The 18,656-nt window shown below is 55.0% G+C and carries 19 protein-coding genes and 1 pseudogene; 12 read left to right on the forward strand and 8 right to left on the reverse strand.

The genetic code is table 11. The features are described from left to right. The first annotated feature begins 258 nt into the window (after positions 1-258). From GHN92_RS08710 to GHN92_RS08720, 3 genes are all read left to right on the forward strand, one after another. Entirely contained in the window at positions 259-522 is a 264-nt protein-coding gene (locus tag GHN92_RS08710) for a DUF2790 domain-containing protein (RefSeq protein WP_095003243.1), read from the forward strand. A 141-nt stretch (positions 523-663) separates the two neighbouring features. Then, positions 664-921 carry a heme utilization protein gene (locus GHN92_RS08715; protein WP_133144246.1) on the forward strand — a complete coding sequence of 86 codons (258 nt, stop codon included), beginning with the start codon at positions 664-666 and terminating at the stop codon, positions 919-921. A gap of 503 nt (positions 922-1,424) precedes the next feature. Then, positions 1,425-2,675: a ribonucleotide-diphosphate reductase subunit beta gene (locus GHN92_RS08720; protein ID WP_016782118.1), complete on the forward strand. Its 1,251-nt coding sequence runs from the start codon at positions 1,425-1,427 to the stop codon at positions 2,673-2,675. A 79-nt stretch (positions 2,676-2,754) separates the two neighbouring features. Here GHN92_RS08720 and GHN92_RS08725 read toward each other — a convergent pair whose 3' ends face one another. After that, positions 2,755-3,801, reverse strand: coding sequence for a hypothetical protein (locus tag GHN92_RS08725; protein ID WP_153379898.1), 1,047 nt, complete (start codon positions 3,799-3,801; stop codon positions 2,755-2,757). A 608-nt stretch (positions 3,802-4,409) separates the two neighbouring features. On the opposite strand from GHN92_RS08725, the gene GHN92_RS08730 reads away from it, so the two are divergent. Next, positions 4,410-4,727 (forward strand): helix-turn-helix transcriptional regulator, encoded by a 318-nt coding sequence (locus GHN92_RS08730; RefSeq protein WP_095003246.1) that lies wholly within the window; start codon positions 4,410-4,412, stop codon positions 4,725-4,727. Positions 4,728-4,736: 9 nt separating this feature from the next. Here the strand turns inward: GHN92_RS08730 and GHN92_RS08735 are convergent, their stop codons facing one another. Next, positions 4,737-5,765 (reverse strand): MBL fold metallo-hydrolase, encoded by a 1,029-nt coding sequence (locus GHN92_RS08735; protein WP_095003247.1) that lies wholly within the window; start codon positions 5,763-5,765, stop codon positions 4,737-4,739. 256 nt (positions 5,766-6,021) lie between these two features. Here GHN92_RS08735 and GHN92_RS08740 point away from each other — a divergent pair, with 256 nt between their 5' ends. Then, positions 6,022-7,101, forward strand: a complete 1,080-nt coding sequence (locus tag GHN92_RS08740) for a diguanylate cyclase (RefSeq protein WP_095020862.1) — start codon at positions 6,022-6,024, stop codon at positions 7,099-7,101. A gap of 23 nt (positions 7,102-7,124) precedes the next feature. Here GHN92_RS08740 and GHN92_RS08745 read toward each other — a convergent pair whose 3' ends face one another. Continuing rightward, on the reverse strand, positions 7,125-7,448 hold the full coding sequence (locus tag GHN92_RS08745; protein WP_095003249.1) for a DUF2025 family protein: 324 nt from the start codon (positions 7,446-7,448) through the stop codon (positions 7,125-7,127). Positions 7,449-7,616: 168 nt separating this feature from the next. Here GHN92_RS08745 and GHN92_RS08750 point away from each other — a divergent pair, with 168 nt between their 5' ends. From GHN92_RS08750 to GHN92_RS08770, 5 genes are all read left to right on the forward strand, one after another. Then, positions 7,617-8,750, forward strand: a complete 1,134-nt coding sequence (locus tag GHN92_RS08750; protein ID WP_095019702.1) for a glycerophosphodiester phosphodiesterase — start codon at positions 7,617-7,619, stop codon at positions 8,748-8,750. A 95-nt stretch (positions 8,751-8,845) separates the two neighbouring features. Beyond that, positions 8,846-9,151, forward strand: a complete 306-nt coding sequence (locus GHN92_RS08755; RefSeq protein ID WP_095003251.1) for a PepSY domain-containing protein — start codon at positions 8,846-8,848, stop codon at positions 9,149-9,151. A 130-nt stretch (positions 9,152-9,281) separates the two neighbouring features. After that, on the forward strand, positions 9,282-10,460 hold the full coding sequence (locus tag GHN92_RS08760) for a GAF domain-containing sensor histidine kinase (RefSeq protein ID WP_153379900.1): 1,179 nt from the start codon (positions 9,282-9,284) through the stop codon (positions 10,458-10,460). A 141-nt stretch (positions 10,461-10,601) separates the two neighbouring features. Continuing rightward, the gene (gene mddA / locus GHN92_RS08765; protein ID WP_095019700.1) at positions 10,602-11,390 is read left to right on the forward strand and encodes a methanethiol S-methyltransferase; all 789 of its coding nucleotides are present in this window, start codon (positions 10,602-10,604) and stop codon (positions 11,388-11,390) included. Positions 11,391-11,503: 113 nt separating this feature from the next. After that, positions 11,504-12,010: an N-acetyltransferase gene (locus GHN92_RS08770; protein ID WP_095019699.1), complete on the forward strand. Its 507-nt coding sequence runs from the start codon at positions 11,504-11,506 to the stop codon at positions 12,008-12,010. Here GHN92_RS08770 and GHN92_RS08775 read toward each other — a convergent pair. Then, positions 12,007-12,498 (reverse strand): GyrI-like domain-containing protein, encoded by a 492-nt coding sequence (locus GHN92_RS08775; protein ID WP_095019698.1) that lies wholly within the window; start codon positions 12,496-12,498, stop codon positions 12,007-12,009. The genes GHN92_RS08770 and GHN92_RS08775 overlap by 4 nt on opposite strands. Before the next feature lie 198 nt (positions 12,499-12,696). On the opposite strand from GHN92_RS08775, the gene alaC reads away from it, so the two are divergent. After that, the gene (alaC, locus tag GHN92_RS08780) at positions 12,697-13,905 is read left to right on the forward strand and encodes an alanine transaminase (protein ID WP_095003256.1); all 1,209 of its coding nucleotides are present in this window, start codon (positions 12,697-12,699) and stop codon (positions 13,903-13,905) included. Positions 13,906-13,953: 48 nt separating this feature from the next. Here alaC and GHN92_RS08785 read toward each other — a convergent pair whose 3' ends face one another. Both GHN92_RS08785 and GHN92_RS08790 read right to left on the reverse strand, forming a co-directional pair. Then, positions 13,954-15,306, reverse strand: a complete 1,353-nt coding sequence (locus tag GHN92_RS08785; protein WP_095003257.1) for a GntP family permease — start codon at positions 15,304-15,306, stop codon at positions 13,954-13,956. Between the two features lie 85 nt (positions 15,307-15,391). Then, a complete protein-coding gene (locus GHN92_RS08790; RefSeq protein ID WP_095003258.1) occupies positions 15,392-15,925 on the reverse strand; it encodes a gluconokinase in 534 nt (177 codons plus the stop codon). Between the two features lie 229 nt (positions 15,926-16,154). Here GHN92_RS08790 and GHN92_RS08795 point away from each other — a divergent pair, with 229 nt between their 5' ends. Then, positions 16,155-17,186, forward strand: coding sequence for a LacI family DNA-binding transcriptional regulator (locus tag GHN92_RS08795; protein WP_095003278.1), 1,032 nt, complete (start codon positions 16,155-16,157; stop codon positions 17,184-17,186). A 34-nt stretch (positions 17,187-17,220) separates the two neighbouring features. On the opposite strand, the gene GHN92_RS24425 is transcribed toward GHN92_RS08795, so the two are convergent. Together GHN92_RS24425 and GHN92_RS24430 are read right to left on the reverse strand one after the other, a co-directional pair. Next, positions 17,221-17,793 (reverse strand): methyl-accepting chemotaxis protein, encoded by a 573-nt coding sequence (locus tag GHN92_RS24425; RefSeq protein ID WP_372239736.1) that lies wholly within the window; start codon positions 17,791-17,793, stop codon positions 17,221-17,223. After that, a pseudogene (locus GHN92_RS24430) lies at positions 17,770-18,540 on the reverse strand (PAS domain-containing protein); the annotation flags it as partial. The gene GHN92_RS24425 and the pseudogene GHN92_RS24430, both read right to left, overlap by 24 nt. Positions 18,541-18,656: the final 116 nt, after the last annotated feature.

An 18,656-nucleotide genomic window follows, 5' to 3' on the forward strand; every position in this document is an offset into this window, starting at 1 on the left:
GTCACGCGCCTTGTAAACGTCAGAAATGAGCTCTGTTTTCGACGATTGTTGCAGAAACTGTCAACAGTCTTTATCAAAACTCCCTCTATATGCCCGCACGGCACAGGCCTAAAATTCATCTCGCCAACCAAGGCACCGCGATTAACCCAAGTTACAGCCCCCACGAAGGCAAGTTAAGTCGCTCTTCAATACTCAGTTTCACGCACAGCCTCACAAGGGCTGTGTGACCCCACTCGACCTAAAACAGGTAACTCTGAAATGAAAGCGTTGTTAGTTCTGGCCCTGAGCAGTGTGTGTCTGACCGCCATGGCTGAGGAAGTGAACACACAAGCTGCGCACCCGCAACCTGCCGTCGAACAGTATTCCTACTCATCCGAACTGGACATCGCCAAAGTGATTTCCATGAGCGAAATCCCCAGCGTTTGCGAAGTTGTGCCGGCCCAGATGGTCTACGAAGACTCGCAGGGCAAGCAGCACACCCTTGAATACCGTGTCATGGGCAACGGCTGCTCCAACGGCTGATTAATAACCTGCGATTTATTCCAGCGTTAATCAACTCACTTATTCACGCGAACCAACGCGGTGTTTAATTGCAACTTTCAACCTGACTTATATAACTTTGAAACGTTGCCCGCCGCGCATGTATCGCCCGGGAATTATCTAATGAAACGTTCTTTGATAGTGGCTTTCAGTTTGTCTGTTCTGGCCAGTTCAGCTTTTGCCGCTGACGGTTATGACCGTACCCACGCCGCCACTTTTACTGAAGATGGCTACAACAGCACCCGCTCGGCCAATTTTGCCGAAGACGGCTATGACAGCACCCGCTCGGCCAGCTTTGCCGAAGACGGCTATGACAGCACCCGCTCGGCCAGCTTTGCTGAAGACGACTATGACCGTACCAACGGCCATCGTCTCAGCTAACACCGCTTCGACCTGACGCCCGGTAGCTGCCGGGCGTGGTCTGCCTTGCAACAAATCTCCCTTCCCTCCCGCTCATGCCACAGGTCATTTGGTCGCCCAGACCCATGACAAAAAAACTTCTGCCCCGGCAAACCCTCGCCCAGCCGCAGCCTTGCTTAAGCCCTGGACAAATTTAGGGCGTTTCGTCGCATCTCCAGCAAAAAAACTGGCTGAAATACCTTGTGCAAAAGCCTTATACTGCGGCCATCAAAAAGGCTTGGCATATCCCCTTCGCGGGCTAAAAAACCACGCTGCTACGGCCTCAAGGCCCAGGGCAAGTGCAGGCACGACCTCCTTCCCTGAACGACAGCGGTACAAGCCAACGTACACATTCATGTTTTTGCGTGAGCACAACGCTACTGCAAGCAACATTTCTTAGATCCAAGTGGCCTATGGCCGCGTAAAAACCAAATCATAAGTGTTTTCACGCAGCTATCAGGCCCTCACGCAGGAGACGACACGTCATGCTGAGCTGGGACGAATTCGACAAAGAAGACGAAGGCGAAGTCGCTGTTAAAGGCGCCAACGCAGGCCACGCAACCGAAGCCAACATGGACCGCCTCGACGCCGCTGGCGGCGTAGCTGCCCAGGAAGCCCGCGCAGTCACGGCTACCGACTCGGCCGCAATCATTCGTGCCAAAGCCGCGCTGGACAACCTCGACATTGCTGAAGGTCTGGCCGAACTCGAAGGCGCTTCCGCCCGTGTAGCGGTTGACGAAAAAATGATGATCAACTGCCGCGCCGACCTGAACCAGCTCGTACCGTTCAAGTACGACTGGGCGTGGCAGAAATACCTGGACGGTTGCGCAAACCACTGGATGCCGCAAGAAGTCAACATGACCGCCGACATCGCCCTCTGGAAAAACCCGGAAGGCCTGACCGACGACGAGCGCCGCATCGTGATGCGCAACCTGGGCTTCTTCTCGACTGCCGACTCCCTGGTAGCCAACAACCTGGTACTGGCCGTATACCGCCTGATCACCAACCCGGAGTGCCGCCAGTACATCCTGCGCCAGGCTTTCGAAGAGGCGATCCATACCCACGCCTACCAGTACTGCATCGAATCGCTGGCCATGGATGAAGGCGAGATCTTCAACATGTACCACGAGATCCCGTCGGTTGCTAAAAAAGCTACCTGGGGCCTGAAATACACCCGTTCGATCTCTGATCCGAAGTTCGAAACCGGTACTGTCGAAACCGACAAAGAGCTGCTGCGCAACCTGATCGCCTACTACTGCGTTCTGGAAGGCATCTTCTTCTACTGCGGCTTTACGCAGATCCTGTCGATGGGTCGTCGCAACAAAATGACCGGGGTTGCCGAGCAGTTCCAGTACATCCTGCGCGACGAATCCATGCACCTGAACTTCGGCATCGACGTGATCAACCAGATCAAAATCGAAAACCCGCACTTGTGGGACGCTGAAATGAAGGAAGAAGCTTCGCAGATGATTCTGCAAGGCACCCAGCTGGAAATCGAATACGCACGTGACACCATGCCACGCGGCGTATTGGGCATGAACGCAGCGATGATGGAAGACTACCTCAAGTTCATCGCCAACCGCCGCCTGTCGCAAATCGGCCTGAAAGAAGAATACCCGGGCACGACTAACCCGTTCCCATGGATGAGCGAAATCATGGATTTGAAGAAAGAGAAAAACTTCTTCGAAACACGGGTCATCGAATACCAAACCGGCGGTGCATTGAGCTGGGATTGATACACCGGGTTGGTTAAAGCCACACCGGGTAAATAAAAAGGGCCAACCATGTTGGCCCTTTTTATTGGCATCGAAATTTTCAATTACCCTTTATTAAACTCAAAAAGCCGGAATCCGCCTGCCATAGTGCGGCGAGTTTCGTGTGAGACTTCCCAGCAGCTTCCAGATTTCTCAGCTCCTCAACGGCTACAGCCCACCAAAGAGGCTTACACGCCTCAAGATAGGGTAATTGGCTACCCGCCTTACCCAGCAGATAGAGTTTGGCAATTTTTCGAGAGGTACTGCATTGCCCCCTCAATTTCCACCTCAGCTGTAAACGATGACGCAGCGAGACCCTGGGAAGACGGTCAGGAACGGCAAATGATGCTTGCGGTAAACCCTCACGATAGCCCTCACCCTGCTTATTAAAAAAAACCCGGTACATTGCATGGTGATAGTGCTTCACCGAGAAGTAATGATTAATGCAGTCATTGGCCGCAATCACTTTTCGACCATGCAGCATAAACGATATAGCAATTTGCTCAATCGTAAGAAGTGTTGCTCCATGATGAGCCCATTGATCAATCAAACTAATTACACCTTCAAAAATATGACCGTTGGTTTTGGTCATCCCGCAAACCCCGCTATTGAACAGCTTCAACCACGGTGCGGGGGCTTTATTTTCAGCGTCGAGCTGTGTAACCAGTTTACGAAACCCCAGACGCCGGGAAGCATCTGCCCAACTCAACTCAAACTTATCCATCAAAAAATTATTATCAGAGACCCGTTTAAACAACTGGGCCGGGTCTTTGAAAAAAACCGTATCGGTATCAACGAAAATGGTTTTGCCAGACAGCGCAACGCCCGCCTGGGTAGCGCAAGCCTTACGCCGGTGATAATAACCGCCTGCCCCTTGCCAGGCGTCCAGCACCTCAACGCTCAGAGGCAACACGCTCACAGGCCAGCCATCAAATGCCTCAGGCTGATCAGTCATCAGTGTGATCGTAAAGTCAGCCGGATCTTTTCTGTAGCGCAACGCCGACAAAATACTGAATTTTGCTTCAAGCCGATAAACTTCTTTGCCGCCATACAGCAAATACAGGAGTTGATTGATACTGTTGGTGGGCTCACCTATGGCTTCCATCATATTTTTATACCGTTCTTGCAGATAAGGGTAAACGTTTAAACAGTCATCATCCGACCACTGAAAAACTGTTTAAAAGTTCTCTTTTACATTAACCGCACACACCCAGCGACAGAGAAAACCCCAGATACCTTTTGCAACTGACTTATTGCTGATTTTCGCCGCAAGGCTCCCACCCTGAACACAACGTGGGTGTCTTCGTAGAAGGTGATGGCTGCTTCAACAGTTACAAATGTGCAAACTGTATGGGCATTATATTTTGATAGCGTCAATGTGCAGGCTAAGCACTGGGACATCCCTGATATGGGAACCAGTCTTAAGCTTATTTAAAATAAAAGAGTTAGGACTTTTCTGATTTCAACGAAGAAAGCTCTGCTAACCGCGCCCCCGCGATGACGTGAGCAACATGGGCGTTTTCCGCGAAAAGATTACACACACCCCACTATCGAAATTTTCGACCCATGCTCTTCGCGCAAAAGCTCATAAAAATGCAGCCAGACAACAGATTTCGCCCCTCGGCACTTATCAAAAAATGAGTTTGTTCCGGCACCAAGATAGCTGTATAAAAACACAGTACATTTTCAAGCACTGACTCAGCCCTGGAGAAACCCATGCCTCATTCAGCCACGCGCAGTACGTTTGAACGTATCGTCATCAATCAATTTACCCCGCTGCACTGCTCGCAGGCCCGCGAAATGCTGGGCTGGAATCGCGAGTACCTGAGTGAGCAGTCCGGGGTTTCAGTCTCGGCCATTGAACGCTTCGAGTCACAAGCCCCCGTTCGTGACGTAACCCGGCTGGCCCTGGCCTATAGCCTTGAGGCGCAGGGCCTGGTGTTCTTTCCCGGCTTTACCCCCGGTCGCGGGGGAAATGTTCGCGGCACAACACCAGACCCGATGGGGCGCGAAGATTTTGCTCTGATCGAGTGAAATACGGCCCTATTGCCCTGGGGTTTCTACCTCAAGCCACCAGGCACGGCCCCGGTGAGGGGTTAGCAGATTGAAAGCCTCACCCATTTGTGGCGTTGTAATCAGCACTTTGCGTTGCTCTGCCAACGCCACAATGCGCTCAAACGGCTCGAACCAGGCATGAAAAGCCAGATCAAAGGTGCCGTTGTGAATAGGTAACAACCAACGCCCGTTGAGGTCGTTGTGCGCTTGCAGGCTGTGTTCGGGCTGCATATGCACATCGGGCCAGTCGGTGTTGTAGGCACCCGTCTCCATCAGGGTCAGATCAAATGGCCCAAACTGCTCGCCGATCAGCTTGAAACCGTCGAAGTAACCTGAGTCTCCACTGAAGAAGATTCGCACGTCATCAATGATCATGACCCAGGATGCCCAAAGCGTCTGGTTATGATCAAACAGGCCGCGGCCTGAAAAGTGCTGGGAAGGCGTCGCGATAAAGCGGATACCTGCAAGTTGGGTGCCCTGCCACCAATCCAGTTGCTGAACCTTGCTGGCTGGTACTCCCCATTTGACCAGCAAGTCGCCCACACCCAGCGGCGCCAAAAACTGCTGTGTTTTGGCGGCCAGTTGCAATACGGTTTTTTGGTCCAGGTGATCGTAATGATTGTGGGAAAGAATCACTGCTTCCAGTGGCGGGAGCTCATCAAGGCTGATGGGCGGCGCATGGAAGCGCTTGGGGCCAGCCCACTGGAACGGCGATGCACGCTCAGCATAGACCGGGTCGGTCAACCAGTACTTTCCCTTGAGCTTGAGCAGCAGAGTCGAGTGACCCAACCGGTACACACTGAAATCCGCAGCCTCGTCCAATTGCTCACGGGTCAGCGGTTTGACCGGGATCACACCTGCAGGGCGAGTGCTCGCAGGCTTTTGGAATATCATTCTCCAAAAAATGCCCAAGGTTTTGCCGATACTGGAAGGCGGCCTGACGCCAGCATTTTGAAATGCACCTTTATGACGCTCAGCGGGCTTAGGCCCCTCTGCACTGCTTGAGTCGAGTGCCATGGCTTGAAGGCTCCAGTCAAAAGTGATTAATACTCTGTTTACAGGCCTGTTAGAGGATGATCGACATTCTACTGGCATCCTTCTGCGCCGCAGCTTGCCCTCGACTTAATAAGCTAATCTAGTCCCCATAACTGTTTCAGAATTTTCGGAACAGATGGGGTGTATTCTCGACAAGGCTGACCGACCAGCCAACAATCGATAATGCAGTACCCGGCAGTTGCCAGAAACTCCGCCCGCACATCTTGCGCAGATAGACATGGACAATAAAAGAGGCAAAGGGTTGTCGTTCGCCAAGCGTATTTATGCGCCGCGAGTGATTGGCTCAGGGTTTGGCAGTATCGGGCTAATGGCCGCCCTCTACCCCCTCGACAGATCCATATGGGTTTGGCCACTACTGCTGCTAAACGCGTTCGTATGGCCTCACCTGGCCTATCAATTGTCATCGCGTGCAACCTATCCCTACCGGGCTGAACGTCGAAATATTTTGATTGATTCCATGTGCGGAGGGTTTTGGGCGGCGGCTATCGAGTTCAATCCGCTGCCTACGGTGATCATCGTGTCGATGATGACCATGCACAACGTGGCTGCCGGAGGGCCAAAACTGCTGGTTCGCGGAGCGCTGGCGCAGCTGGCAGGCGCCCTGGTCGCGTTGCTGCTGTTCGGCTTTGCGTTTACACCCCATACCACCAGCCTGCAGGTCTATGCCTGCGTACCCGTGCTGATTCTTTACCCTTTTGCTGTAGGCATGGTCAGCTATGGTCTGGCAATCACCCTGGCCGAGCATAAACGCACCCTCAGTACCCTCAGCCGCACCGATAGCCTGACCGGGCTGCTTAATCACGGCTCATGGAAAGACCTGCTGCAACTCAGTTTCCAGCAAAGTCTGGAGCGCAATTCTCCGGCGACTCTGGCGCTGATTGATATCGATCACTTCAAACAGATCAACGACACCTACGGGCATATTGTCGGCGACAGTGTATTGCGCCAGCTCAGCAAGGAGCTCAAGGACAATTTGCGTACTGAAGACCTTGCAGGCCGCTACGGCGGTGATGAATTCTGCGTCATCCTGCCCAATCGCACCCTGGACCAGGCCCGGGAAATCATGGAACGGCTGCGCCACGTGATTGACAACTATCAACACGCCGACGAGCCCGGCCTGTGCGTTAGCCTGAGTATCGGGCTTGCCACTTGCCGCCCCGAACTCCTCCAGGCCAGCACGTGGCTGAACGAGGCAGACAAAGCGCTATATATCGCAAAGAATACGGGGCGCAACAAAATCAGTGTTGGCGCAGCAGACACCCTTGCTGAATCACAGCTGAGCAATGATCCGGTATAGAAACAGGGCCCGGGCAGCGCTATTCAACTGATGCAGCGACGCAAGGCCGAAATCTCGGGCACATCCTGGCGCTGCATATACACCCTCAAGGGCTCGGTGATGTTCAGGCGGTCATCGATATTCTGATCCAGCAACAACTGAATCAACTCGCGCTTGAGAGTCATGGTGCCAGCACCATCGGCCTGCCAGACAAACTCGCTGGTGGGCGTGATGTTGTCGTCGGCGACATCCATTCCAAATGAATCTTCACTGAAACGGACAATGTGCTGGCCTGTCTTACGATTGAAACCAACAAAGCCGCTAAGTAGGTCAGCGGCCTGACAGATGAGTTGCGAAGTGATACGCATGGTAAACCTCACTGATGAGCCTGAAAGGCTCCGGGACGGTGGTTTACACGCAAGTTCGATTGCCTGCCCCTCTGCCGGGGACGTTGATGTGGCCAAGAATACTGCACATCTTCACGAAAAACCGCTAAAAAACACCCTCTGTTTTTCTGATTGAAAGGAACTCAACCAATGCCTGACACTTTTGGCAAAAACGCCCTGCTGCTGAGCCTGCTCCTGGGCTTGGGTGGCGTACAGAATGCTGGCGCATCCAATGCGACCGAGGCGGCACTGGCCAACGCTCACGGCATACCGCGCCCGGCGGTGATCGCCCATCGCGGTGCGTCCTTCGATGCTCCGGAATCAACCGCTGCCGCCTACACCCTTGCCAGGGATCTGGGGGCTGACTATCTGGAAATGGACCTGCAACGTAGCAAGGACGGCGTTCTGTTTGCGCTGCATGACAACAGCCTGTTGCGCACCACTGACGTCGCCAAAAAGTTTCCGCAACGCAAGGACAGCCCGGCCAGCGCCTTTACCCTGGCCGAGCTTAAAACCCTGGATGCCGGCAGTTGGTTCAACCAGGCTTATCCGGATCGCGCGCGCCCGTCCTATGTCGGGCTGCCGATCCTGACCCTGGACGAAATTATCGATATCGCCCAGGGCAATCCACAGTACAAACCGGGCCTCTACATCGAAACCAAAGAGCCCAGGCAGTTCCCGGGCCTTGAACACGATCTGAAAAACAAGTTGAGCGAACGCGGCTGGCTTGAGCCCGTTGCCTCGGCAGAGGCGGAAGGCAAACCACTGGTCGGCCAGGGCAAAGGCCGGGTCATGTTGCAAACCTTCGACAAAAACAGCCTTGAGCTGCTGCAAAAAGAAATGCCCAACACGCCGAAGATCCTGCTGTTATGGGTAGGTGAAGGCGGCATGAAGCCCAACACCTCAGTCAGTTTCGCCGACTCCGGCGAAAAGGATAAAGCCGCGTACTACGCCAAACAGCAACCCAAGGACAAAGCCGAATTCATCCAGTGGCTCGACTTTGCCAAGGCCAACGGTGCCATCGGTACAGGCCCTTCGGCAGCCTTGACCCACGGGGGTGACCAGAGCTACTTCGACCTGATCCAGCCCTGGATGAACAGCGCCGCCCATGACCGGGGCATGCTGGTACATGTTTACACCCTCGATGCCCCCGTTGACTTCAAAAAGGCAATGGACGCAGGTGTCGACGGCATCTTCACCAACCGCGCCAGCGAGTTGCTCACGTATTACCAGCGCCCGGTGCCACAAAGCGTCAATCAGTTGCTGGAGAAAAATGGCTTTTAAACCTGCAAGCCGGCAAGGGGCGAAAATTAAGGGTGAGTTAAGTTGCGCCGGTTAATCTGATCCCACTTGAACAGATCAACCCAAAGGGACTCAACATGAAAAAACTTAATCTGGTATTTGCAACTGTTGCCCTGGCTCTGACTGCCGGTATTGCTCAGGCCGATGTACGCCCGGACCATATCCCGGGCCTGATCAAATCGGGTGAAATCACCTCGTTTGAAAAGTTGAATCAAGCAGCACTGGACAAACACCCTGGCGCGACCATTCTCGATACCGAGCTTGATCACTCCTACGGCAAGCTGGTGTATGAAGTTGAATTGCGCGATACCAAAGGCATCAAATGGGACGTAGATCTCGACGCAAAAACCGGCGAAGTGCTGCAAGACAAACAAGACACCTAAGTTGATTTGAATAAAAGGCTGCGCCACTCTTCATGGGTGGCGCGGCCTTTTTATTTAGCGCTTGCTTAGGAATAAGTGCCGCGCTCAAGTGTTCTGGCTAGAATCATCTTTTTGAGCTCGAGCATTTACCATGACGTACGGCACGGCTGACGATATCGCGACAATTAACCGGATCAGTGCCGTACCTGCAATGTTGCAGGTGATTACGGAAATGACCGGTATGCGCTTTGCTGCCGTTGCCCGTGTCACCCAGACCACCTGGACCGCCTGCGCGGTACTCGACAAGCTGGGTTTCGGTTTGCAGTCCGGTGGCGAGCTGGACCTGGTCAGCACCCTGTGCTTTGAAAGCATGAACTCGCACCTGCCTATCATCATTGATAAAGCCAGCGCCGATCCGCTGTACCAACACCATCACACGCCGCGGATTTATCGCTTCGAAAGCTACATCACGATTCCGGTATGGCGCACTGACGGTAGTTTTTTCGGCACCCTGTGCGCACTCGACCCCGAGCCTGCAAGCCTGAGGAACAGTACGATCCAGTCCACAATGGAGTCATTCGCACGCCTGCTGTCGCTGCAAATTGACGCCGAAGAAAACCTGCAACGTACAGAAACCGCGTTGGAGCAGGAGCGTGAAACCGCAGAGCTGCGCGAGCAATTTATCGCTGTTATAGGCCATGACCTGCGCAACTCGTTATTCGCCATCACCACAGCCGCAGAGCGCTTGCTACGGGTGCACCCAGACCCCTCCACCGATGTCCTGGTCAAGCATATCCTGAGCTGCGGCAACCGTGCCTCGCAGCTGGTTGAGGACGTTATGGACTTTGCCCGCGGACGGCTCGGTAGCGGCATCCCGCTGACGCTGCGCGAGTGCCCCGATCTCGACCAGGTCTTCATCCATGTCATCTCGGAACTGCAAAACGTTCATGCGCAACGTTCCATCCGCTCAGACATAGGGCCACTTGAGGGCATCCGCTGTGACAGCGGCCGCCTGGCCCAACTGCTCTCCAACCTGTTGACCAATGCCATCACCCATGGCTGCCCCGACGGGCCCGTTGACATCTCGGCACTGGTACTCAATGGGGTATTCACCCTGAGGATCTGCAACCAGGGCGAGCCCATCCCGGCCGAACAACTGCCGCATTTGTTCAAACCCTACTCACGCCCGGCCACCGACACTCCCCAGGCCGGACTTGGCCTTGGGCTGTATATTGCCAGCCAGATCGCCCTGTCCCACGGCGGCCATATGGAAGTCACCTCGGACCAGGACCAAGGCACAGTCTTCACCTTCAGCATGGCGCTGCCCTGATGCTCTGACGCCCTCGACTGGTATGTGAGACGACATCTTATGACCGCCCGGCCGCGACGCTAGCCATTTGCCATATAGGGGCTAAGGTACTGGCTGTAGACGTTTTAATTGAAATTTCGCCATGTTCGAAAGGAGTCGTTCATGCACACCAAAATTGAGCTGAAACCGCGTTCAACCAGCCGTACTGAAAAACTCGCAGCGCTGCTCTATAGCCTGTTCAGCTATCTGTTTTTTCTACTGACATTTGTTTATCTGATAGGTTTTCTGGGGAATGTCGCCGTCCCGAAAAGTATCGATTCGGGGCCAGGCCTGGCATGGCCCTGGGCGCTTGTGGTCGATGTGCTGCTGATCACCGTATTTGCCCTGCAACACAGCATCATGGCGCGCAAAAGCTTCAAGCGCAGGTGGTGTCATGTCATACCGCCAGTTATTGAACGAGCCACTTATGTCCTGGCCTCCAGTGCGGTGCTGGCGCTTATATGCTGGCTGTGGCAGCCGATCGATATCAGTGTCTGGAGTGTACAGTCGCCCTTGTTTGCGGGGTTACTTGTCACGCTGTACTGGTTCGGATGGGGGTTGGTGCTGCTGGCCTCTTTCATGATCAGCCACTTCGAATTGTTTGGCGTCAAACAGCCCTTGGACACCCTGCGCCAACCAAAACCCGTAAACAACGCATTCAGAACCCCGGCGCTCTACAAGCTCGTGCGTCACCCGTTGTATCTGGGATTCCTGATCGCTTTCTGGGTAACGCCCGAGATGAGTGTCGGGCACCTGGTGTTTGCACTGACAAGCACCCTTTACATTCTGATCGGCACCCAACTGGAAGAGAAAGATCTGGTTGAGCTGTTTGGAGACAAGTACCGGGTTTATCAAAAAAACGTCGGCATGTTGCTGCCCTCTCTACGCCGCAAGTCCGGCACCGGGCGCTGACCCACGAATAAATCTGTATTTAGAACCGTGATGGGTAGAAACTGACGCGCTGTTCAGCGGCTACTGACACTGCCTGTCAGATGCCTCCTATTGCGCCTCGATAGAACCCCGACATGAACACCCGCCTATGCGCTTATGAAGACCTGACACCCCGCCAGCGCGAGCAACTGCGCGAGATAGAAGTTCGCCCTGAGCAGATTGCTTTTTGCGGCACCATCGAGTCTGCCCTGCACTCGTTGCCGGTCCAGCCGCAGGCGGGCATCAAAGGGCTGGTGCTGCTCAACGACGAGTTGCCAGTGGCATTTTTGCTTCTCAAGCGCGAGCCGCTTCTGGCCCACTGGGCTGAGCCGGGCTGCGCCACCTTGCACGCACTACAGGTCGACAGCCGTGCTCAGGGCCAGGGATTGGGCAAGGCCTGTTTGCGCGAGCTGGCCAGGGCCATTGAACAGATATGGCCCGAGATTCGCCAATTGATGCTCTCGGTCAGCCCGTTCAATACCAGCGCCATGGCTTTTTATCTGAGCCAGGGCTGGGTCGAGCAAGGCGAGGCCTATCGTGGTGAGCGACGGTTGGTGCTGTCGCTGGCCCCCATGCTGCCCCTGCAGTTGCAGGCAAGCTAAGCAGGCTTTTTGATCGGCAGCCAGATTTCCAGCAGCCCCGTACCGGTGTCCGCATTGAAATCTGCGCTGTAGCGCTCGAACTCGGGCGCATCAGCGGCTTGGTAGCCCGAATTTGGCAACCAGTCTTTCCAGATCGCCTGAAAGGTCTGACCAAGCGTGTCCAATGCCCCGTGATGCTCAAAGACCGCGTAAGACTGCTCCTGCAGTTCAATCCAGCGATACCGCTCAGGCAGATCATCAAGCTTGCTGATAGCCACGCCAGCAATGTATTCAAAACCACCCTCGCCATCAGGATTACAACAAACACCGTAGGTTTCATCGCCAATTTGGCTTGGTACTTTGCCGATTTCGGGAATGAATTTTTCCCATAACAGCGGGATTCGATCAACGCTCTCCTCAGTGAAACGGCCACCCAAACCCGCGATCAATTGAAACTGGCCTTTGGCAAATCGCGGCGCTGACAGCTCGAACTTTTTTAGTTGGTCCATGGGGCATGCTCGATGGAGGAAGTAGGAAACCTAGCATCTGAGTATAGGAACAAAACCACATACAGGTCGGATCAGCGAAAAATAGACGCTGACAGCACCTAGACAAAAGGTCATCAGCTCCCGTATTGTTTCGTCCAGACCACCGCAGTGGTCAACGTCGCTCGGACGGTTCCGGGCGCTTACGTATCAGAGGCACACATGGCAGACCAAGGTTCGCCGCGACGCTTTGCGCGCATAGATCGACTCCCCCCCTATGTTTTCAATATCACTGCCGAGCTGAAGATGGCCGCCCGTCGTCGCGGCGAAGACATCATCGACTTCAGCATGGGTAACCCTGACGGCCCGACACCTCCCCACATCGTCGAAAAACTCTGCACCGTCGCGCAGCGTGAAGACACTCACGGCTACTCGACTTCGCGGGGAATTCCACGCCTGCGCCGGGCCATTTCGCGCTGGTATGCCGACCGTTATAACGTTGAGATCGATCCCGAGCACGAAGCCATTGTCACCATCGGCTCCAAGGAAGGCCTGGCGCACTTGATGCTTGCCACCCTGGATCAGGGCGACACCGTGCTGGTGCCCAACCCCAGCTACCCGATTCATATCTACGGTGCCGTGATTGCCGGTGCCCAGGTGCGTTCGGTACCGCTGATCCCCGGCGTGGACTTTTTTGCCGAGCTGGAAAAAGCTATCCGCGGCTCCATCCCCAAACCGAAAATGATGATCCTGGGCTTCCCGTCCAACCCGACGGCGCAGTGTGTCGAACTGGATTTCTTCGAGCGCGTGGTGGCCCTGGCCAAGCAATATGATGTGCTGGTTGTGCACGATCTGGCCTACGCCGATATCGTCTATGACGGCTGGAAAGCGCCTTCGATCATGCAAGTACCGGGCGCCAAGGACATCGCCGTGGAGTTCTTCACGCTGTCCAAAAGCTACAACATGGCAGGCTGGCGTATCGGTTTTATGGTGGGCAATCCTGAGCTGGTCAATGCTCTGGCGCGAATCAAGAGTTACCACGACTACGGCACCTTTACCCCGCTGCAAGTGGCGGCAATTGCTGCACTTGAGGGTGACCAGCAATGTGTGAAGGATATTGCCGAACAGTATCGTCAGCGCCGTAACGTGATCGTCAAAGGGCTGCACGAACTGGGCTGGATGGTCGAAAATCCGAAGGCTTCGATGTATATCTGGGCCAAGATTCCCGAACACTACGCCCACCTGGGCTCACTGGAATTCGCCAAGAAGCTGCTAGCAGATGCCAAGGTCTGTGTTTCACCGGGGGTAGGCTTTGGGGAATACGGTGACGACCATGTGCGCTTTGCCCTGATTGAAAATCAGGATCGCATTCGTCAGGCGCTGCGTGGAATTCGCGCCATGTTCCGCGCTGATGGCTTTAACGCTGGCTAAAACGACTGTGGGAGCTGGTAAACCAGCTCCCACAGGTTTATTGGTGCTTTAAACCACCAACGACAGCAGCAGAATAAAGATCAAACCTACAACCGAGAGGATGGTTTCCATCGCGGTCCAGGTCTTGAAGGTTTCAGCCACGGTCATATTGAAGTACTGCTTCACCAGCCAGAAACCTGCGTCGTTGACGTGAGACAGGATCAACGAGCCTGCGCCGGTTGCCAATACCAGCAGCTCACGGTTCACACCCGGAATCATGTCCACCACCGGCAACACAATCCCCGCCCCGGTAATGGTCGCTACGGTCGCAGAACCCGTCGCGATACGAATCACTGCAGCCACCAGCCAGGCCAGCAAAATCGGCGAAATTTGCGCGTTTACCGCCATATGGCCGATCACGTCACCCACACCGCTGGCTACCAGCATCTGCTTGAAACCGCCGCCCGCACCAATGATCAGAATGATCGCTGCGGTAGGAGCCAGGCTCGCGTCCAGCAGCTTGAGGATGCGTTTGGAGTCGATACCCTGGCGGGCGCCAAAGGTGTACAGCGCCAGCAGCAATGCCAGCAACAGCGCACTGATCGGGTGGCCGATCATGTCCATCCACACACGGAAGAAGTTGCCATCGGGCAGCGCCACGTCGGCGAACGTCTTGAGCAGCATCAGGAATACCGGCAACAGCACGGTGATCAGGGTGATGGAAAAACTCGGCAAGGTGCTGGATTCCGGCTCACTGGCCAGTTGATCCATGAGGTCCTGGGATGCATGGCCCGGGATGTACTTGGCGATAAACGTACCGTAAATCGGTCCGGCAATGATCGCGGTAGGCAGAGCAACAATCAGTCCGTACAGAATGGTCTTGCCGATGTCGGCACCAAACACGCCAATGGCCAGCAGCGGGCCCGGGTGCGGCGGTACCAGCCCGTGAACAGCCGACAAGCCGGCGAGCAGCGGGATACCGATCTTGATGATCGACACGCCAGTACGTCGCGCAACGATAAACACCAGCGGAATCAGCAGTACAAAGCCGATTTCGAAGAACAATGGAATACCGACCAGAAAGGCGGCAAACATCATTGCCCACTGCACCTTGTCCTTGCCGAAGGCACGGATCAGGGTACGGGCGATCTGGTCAGCACCACCGGAGTCGGCCATCATTTTACCAAGCATGGTGCCCAGCGCCAGGATGATCCCGACAAAGCCCAACACGCCGCCAAAACCATCCTGGAACGACTTGATGATCAGGTTGGCAGGCATGCCGGCCGTCAGCCCCAGAAACGCAGAGGCGATGATCAAGGCAATAAAGGGGTGCAGTTTGAATCGGGTGATCAGTACGATCAGGCCGATAATGGTCACCACTGCATCAAGCAGCAGAAACGTATTATGGGACATGCCTAGCATGGGGCGTCTCCTGCCTTTTTGTTGTTATCAAGTACGGGGGTGCCGCTACAGCCGAGGCAGATAGCGCTATCTGTTTGAAACAACATCATGAAGTTGCCATTACCGTCTGCTCGCACCACCAGTCTCGGGCGGCGCTTGCTAATTGCTTAACGTTCATCTGGGCTGCATTCAGAGTCAGCACCAAGGATTCATTGGTCGGTGATTCAAGCGCAGCGAACTGGCTGTCGATCAGGGTCTTGGGCATAAAGTGCCCCGGACGATCGGCCACCCGGGCAGCCGCCACCTCAGGGGTCAGCTCCAGAAACACAAAACCCAGACCATCTACCGCACTGCGTAAACGCTCGCGATAACGCAGCTTGAGTGCCGAACAGGTCAGCACCGGGCGCTGACCACTGGCAACCGCACGACGCAATTCGTCGCACAGGCTGTCAAGCCAGCCGGCACGGTCTTCATCGGTCAGGGGAATACCGGCGCTCATCTTGGCAATGTTGGCCGCCGGGTGAAACGCATCGCCTTCAATCGGGGTCGCGCCATTGAGCTGGCACAATGCCTGGCTAACGCTGGATTTGCCGCAGCCGGCAACACCCATGATGACCAGAGCAGTGATAGGTTGACTCATGAAACACCTCAGTCCGTAGACAGCGCTGTCTTTGTTCATGCGTTCAATACTTGAAAGCAAAGCACAAAGCTTAGGCTACCGACGTCTATTTCTCATTTTTATGGGGAGACGCGGAGACGCTCTCGACATACAAAGCTGGGGTAACTGATTTACACGCAATCAGGCAATTGCGGGTCCGCCAGGACAGCGCTACCTTAGTGACTTGTTTTTTGTTTGGCAAGCCGCCCTGATGACCACCTCCAAAAACGATAAAAACACCCGGACCACGGGTCGCCCCACCCTTAACGAAGTTGCCCGCCTTGCGGGGGTCAGCCCCATCACCGCCTCGCGAGCCCTGCGCGGTATCAGCAGCGTTGCCACGGAGCTGGCCGAAAAGGTCCGTGTTGCTGCCGACGAGCTGAACTATGTGGTCAATCCCGCCGCCCGCGCGCTAGCTTCGGCGCAGAGTCATTCTGTCGTGGTGCTGGTACCTTCGCTGTCCAACCTGCTTTTTATAGACACCCTCGAAGCCATCCATGACGTGTTGCGCCCCCGTGGCTTTGAAGTATTGATCGGCAACTTCCACTATTCCCGTGACGAAGAAGAAAATTTGCTGCGCAACTATATGGCCTACCAACCCCGAGGCCTGCTGCTGACCGGTTTTGATCGTTCGGAAAGCTCACGGCGGATGATCGAGACCAGCAATGTACCCTGCGTGTACATGATGGAGCTGGATGCCGCCGAGGGCTTGAACTGCGTCGGCTTTTCACAGCTGCAGGCCGGTGAAACAGCTGCCCGGCACTTGATCTCCCGTGGCCGCAGACATCTGGCCTATATCGGCGCCCAGCTCGATCAACGCACGTTGCTGCGCGGTGAGGGTTATCGCCGCACTTTGCAGGAAGCCGGACTGTACAACCCTGATCTTGAAGTACTGACGCCACGTCCGTCTTCGGTTGGCCTGGGGGGCGAATTGTTCCTGCAATTGCTCGCCAGCCATCCACAAGTGGATGCGATCTTTTTCGGCAACGACGACCTGGCCCAGGGCGCCTTGCTTGAGGCTGCACGCATCGGCATCAAAATCCCGGAGCAAATCGCCGTACTGGGCTTTAACGACCTCCCGTCTTCAGAGTTTATGGTGCCTCGCCTGAGCAGTATTCGTACGCCCCGGGAAGCCATTGGCCGTCGCGCAGCCGAGCAGATGCTGACACTGATGGCAGGCAATAAAGTTGCCAACCCTGTTCAGGACATGGGCTTTGAACTCATGGTGCGTGAAAGCAGTTAAAGCCCCTCACCCTCATCATGTACACAGTACAGCTTTAATGCAGTTGCAACGTCGAGTTGAACTGGCTGATGGCATCGACCACATGCCGGGAGCCTTGCTGGATTTCCAGAATCGCTTCCCCGGCCTCATTTGCCAGCTTAACACCAAGCCCTGTGCGGCTAAGGCTCGACTGCATGCTGGTCACAGCGCTCAGCGACAGATCATGATTTCGACGCACCACTTCGACAATTTCCAGGGTGGCAGCACTGGTGCGCGCCGCAAGGCTTCTGACCTCATCGGCCACCACGGCAAAGCCGCGCCCGTGCTCCCTCGCCCGCGCTGCCTCGATCGCGGCATTGAGCGCCAGTAAATTGGTTTGATCCGCAATACCACGAATGGTCTGCACGATCTTGCCGATACTGTCCGACTGTTTGCTTACCGCATCAATGCTCTGCGCTGCTTCATTAAGGTCTTTGGAAATGGCCTCGATGATTTGCACGGTTTGCTGCACCACCTGCGAGCCCTTCTGCGCGCAGGCATCGTTTTGCACCGAAGTGCTGTGGGCCGATTCGGCGGCAGTCTGCAGGTTGGTGACCTGAGCAGTGATATCACTGGCGAATTTCACCACTTTGTACAGGCGCCCCCTGGCATCGAAGATGGGGTTATAGGAGGCCTCGAGAAACACCGTATGACCGTGTTTGTCGACCCGCTCAAATCTTCTGGAATGGTACTCGCCGCGATTGAGCGAGGCCCAGAAAGCCTTGTAGCCGGCTGACTCGGCCTCGCTTCGACGACAGAACATGCCGTGATGCTGGCCGACAATTTCGCTCAGCGAGTAATGCATTGTGTCGAGGAAGTTCTGGTTGGCATTGATTACCCGCCCATCCGGTGAAAACTCGATCACCGCCATCGACCGGCTCAGGGCGTTTACGATGCTCTGGGTTTCGTGTTCTTTATTGATTCGATCTGTGACATCCGAAGCCACCTTGATGACACGCACAACGTGCTGGTCAGCGCCGACGATGGGCATGTAGCTGGCTTCCAGCCACACCTCACGCCCCGCCTTGTCGAGCCGTGAAAAGGTGCCGCTCAAAGGTTCGCCTCGGGCCAGGTCCCGCCAGAAATTGTTGTACTCACTGGATTTAACGTAAGCCGCTTCGCAAAATAGCCGATGGTGCTTGCCCCGAATCTCGTCAGCGGAATAACCCACAACCCGACAAAAATTCTCGTTGGCATCCAGAATGGTGCCGTCAGGGGCGAACTCAATAATTGCCATGGAACGGCTGATAGCCTGCACTTTAGCGGCCATGTCATTTAATAAGCCGCTAAGACGTTGATTTTCGAGCAGATCGGCTTTGCGATGCGAATTAAACATGGCTCAATCCCTGGAGGTGCTGTCTATTGATAATTCAAAAGTTTCAAGACGCAGCCAATCAGCTGGGTATCTCACTCTTAACGTTAGAGCTGTACGCACTTCGAGGGTTTGAGCAC

The sequence above is a fragment of the Pseudomonas sp. FSL R10-2964 genome (genome assembly GCF_009600035.1).
GTDB lineage: Bacteria > Pseudomonadota > Gammaproteobacteria > Pseudomonadales > Pseudomonadaceae > Aquipseudomonas > Aquipseudomonas bubulae.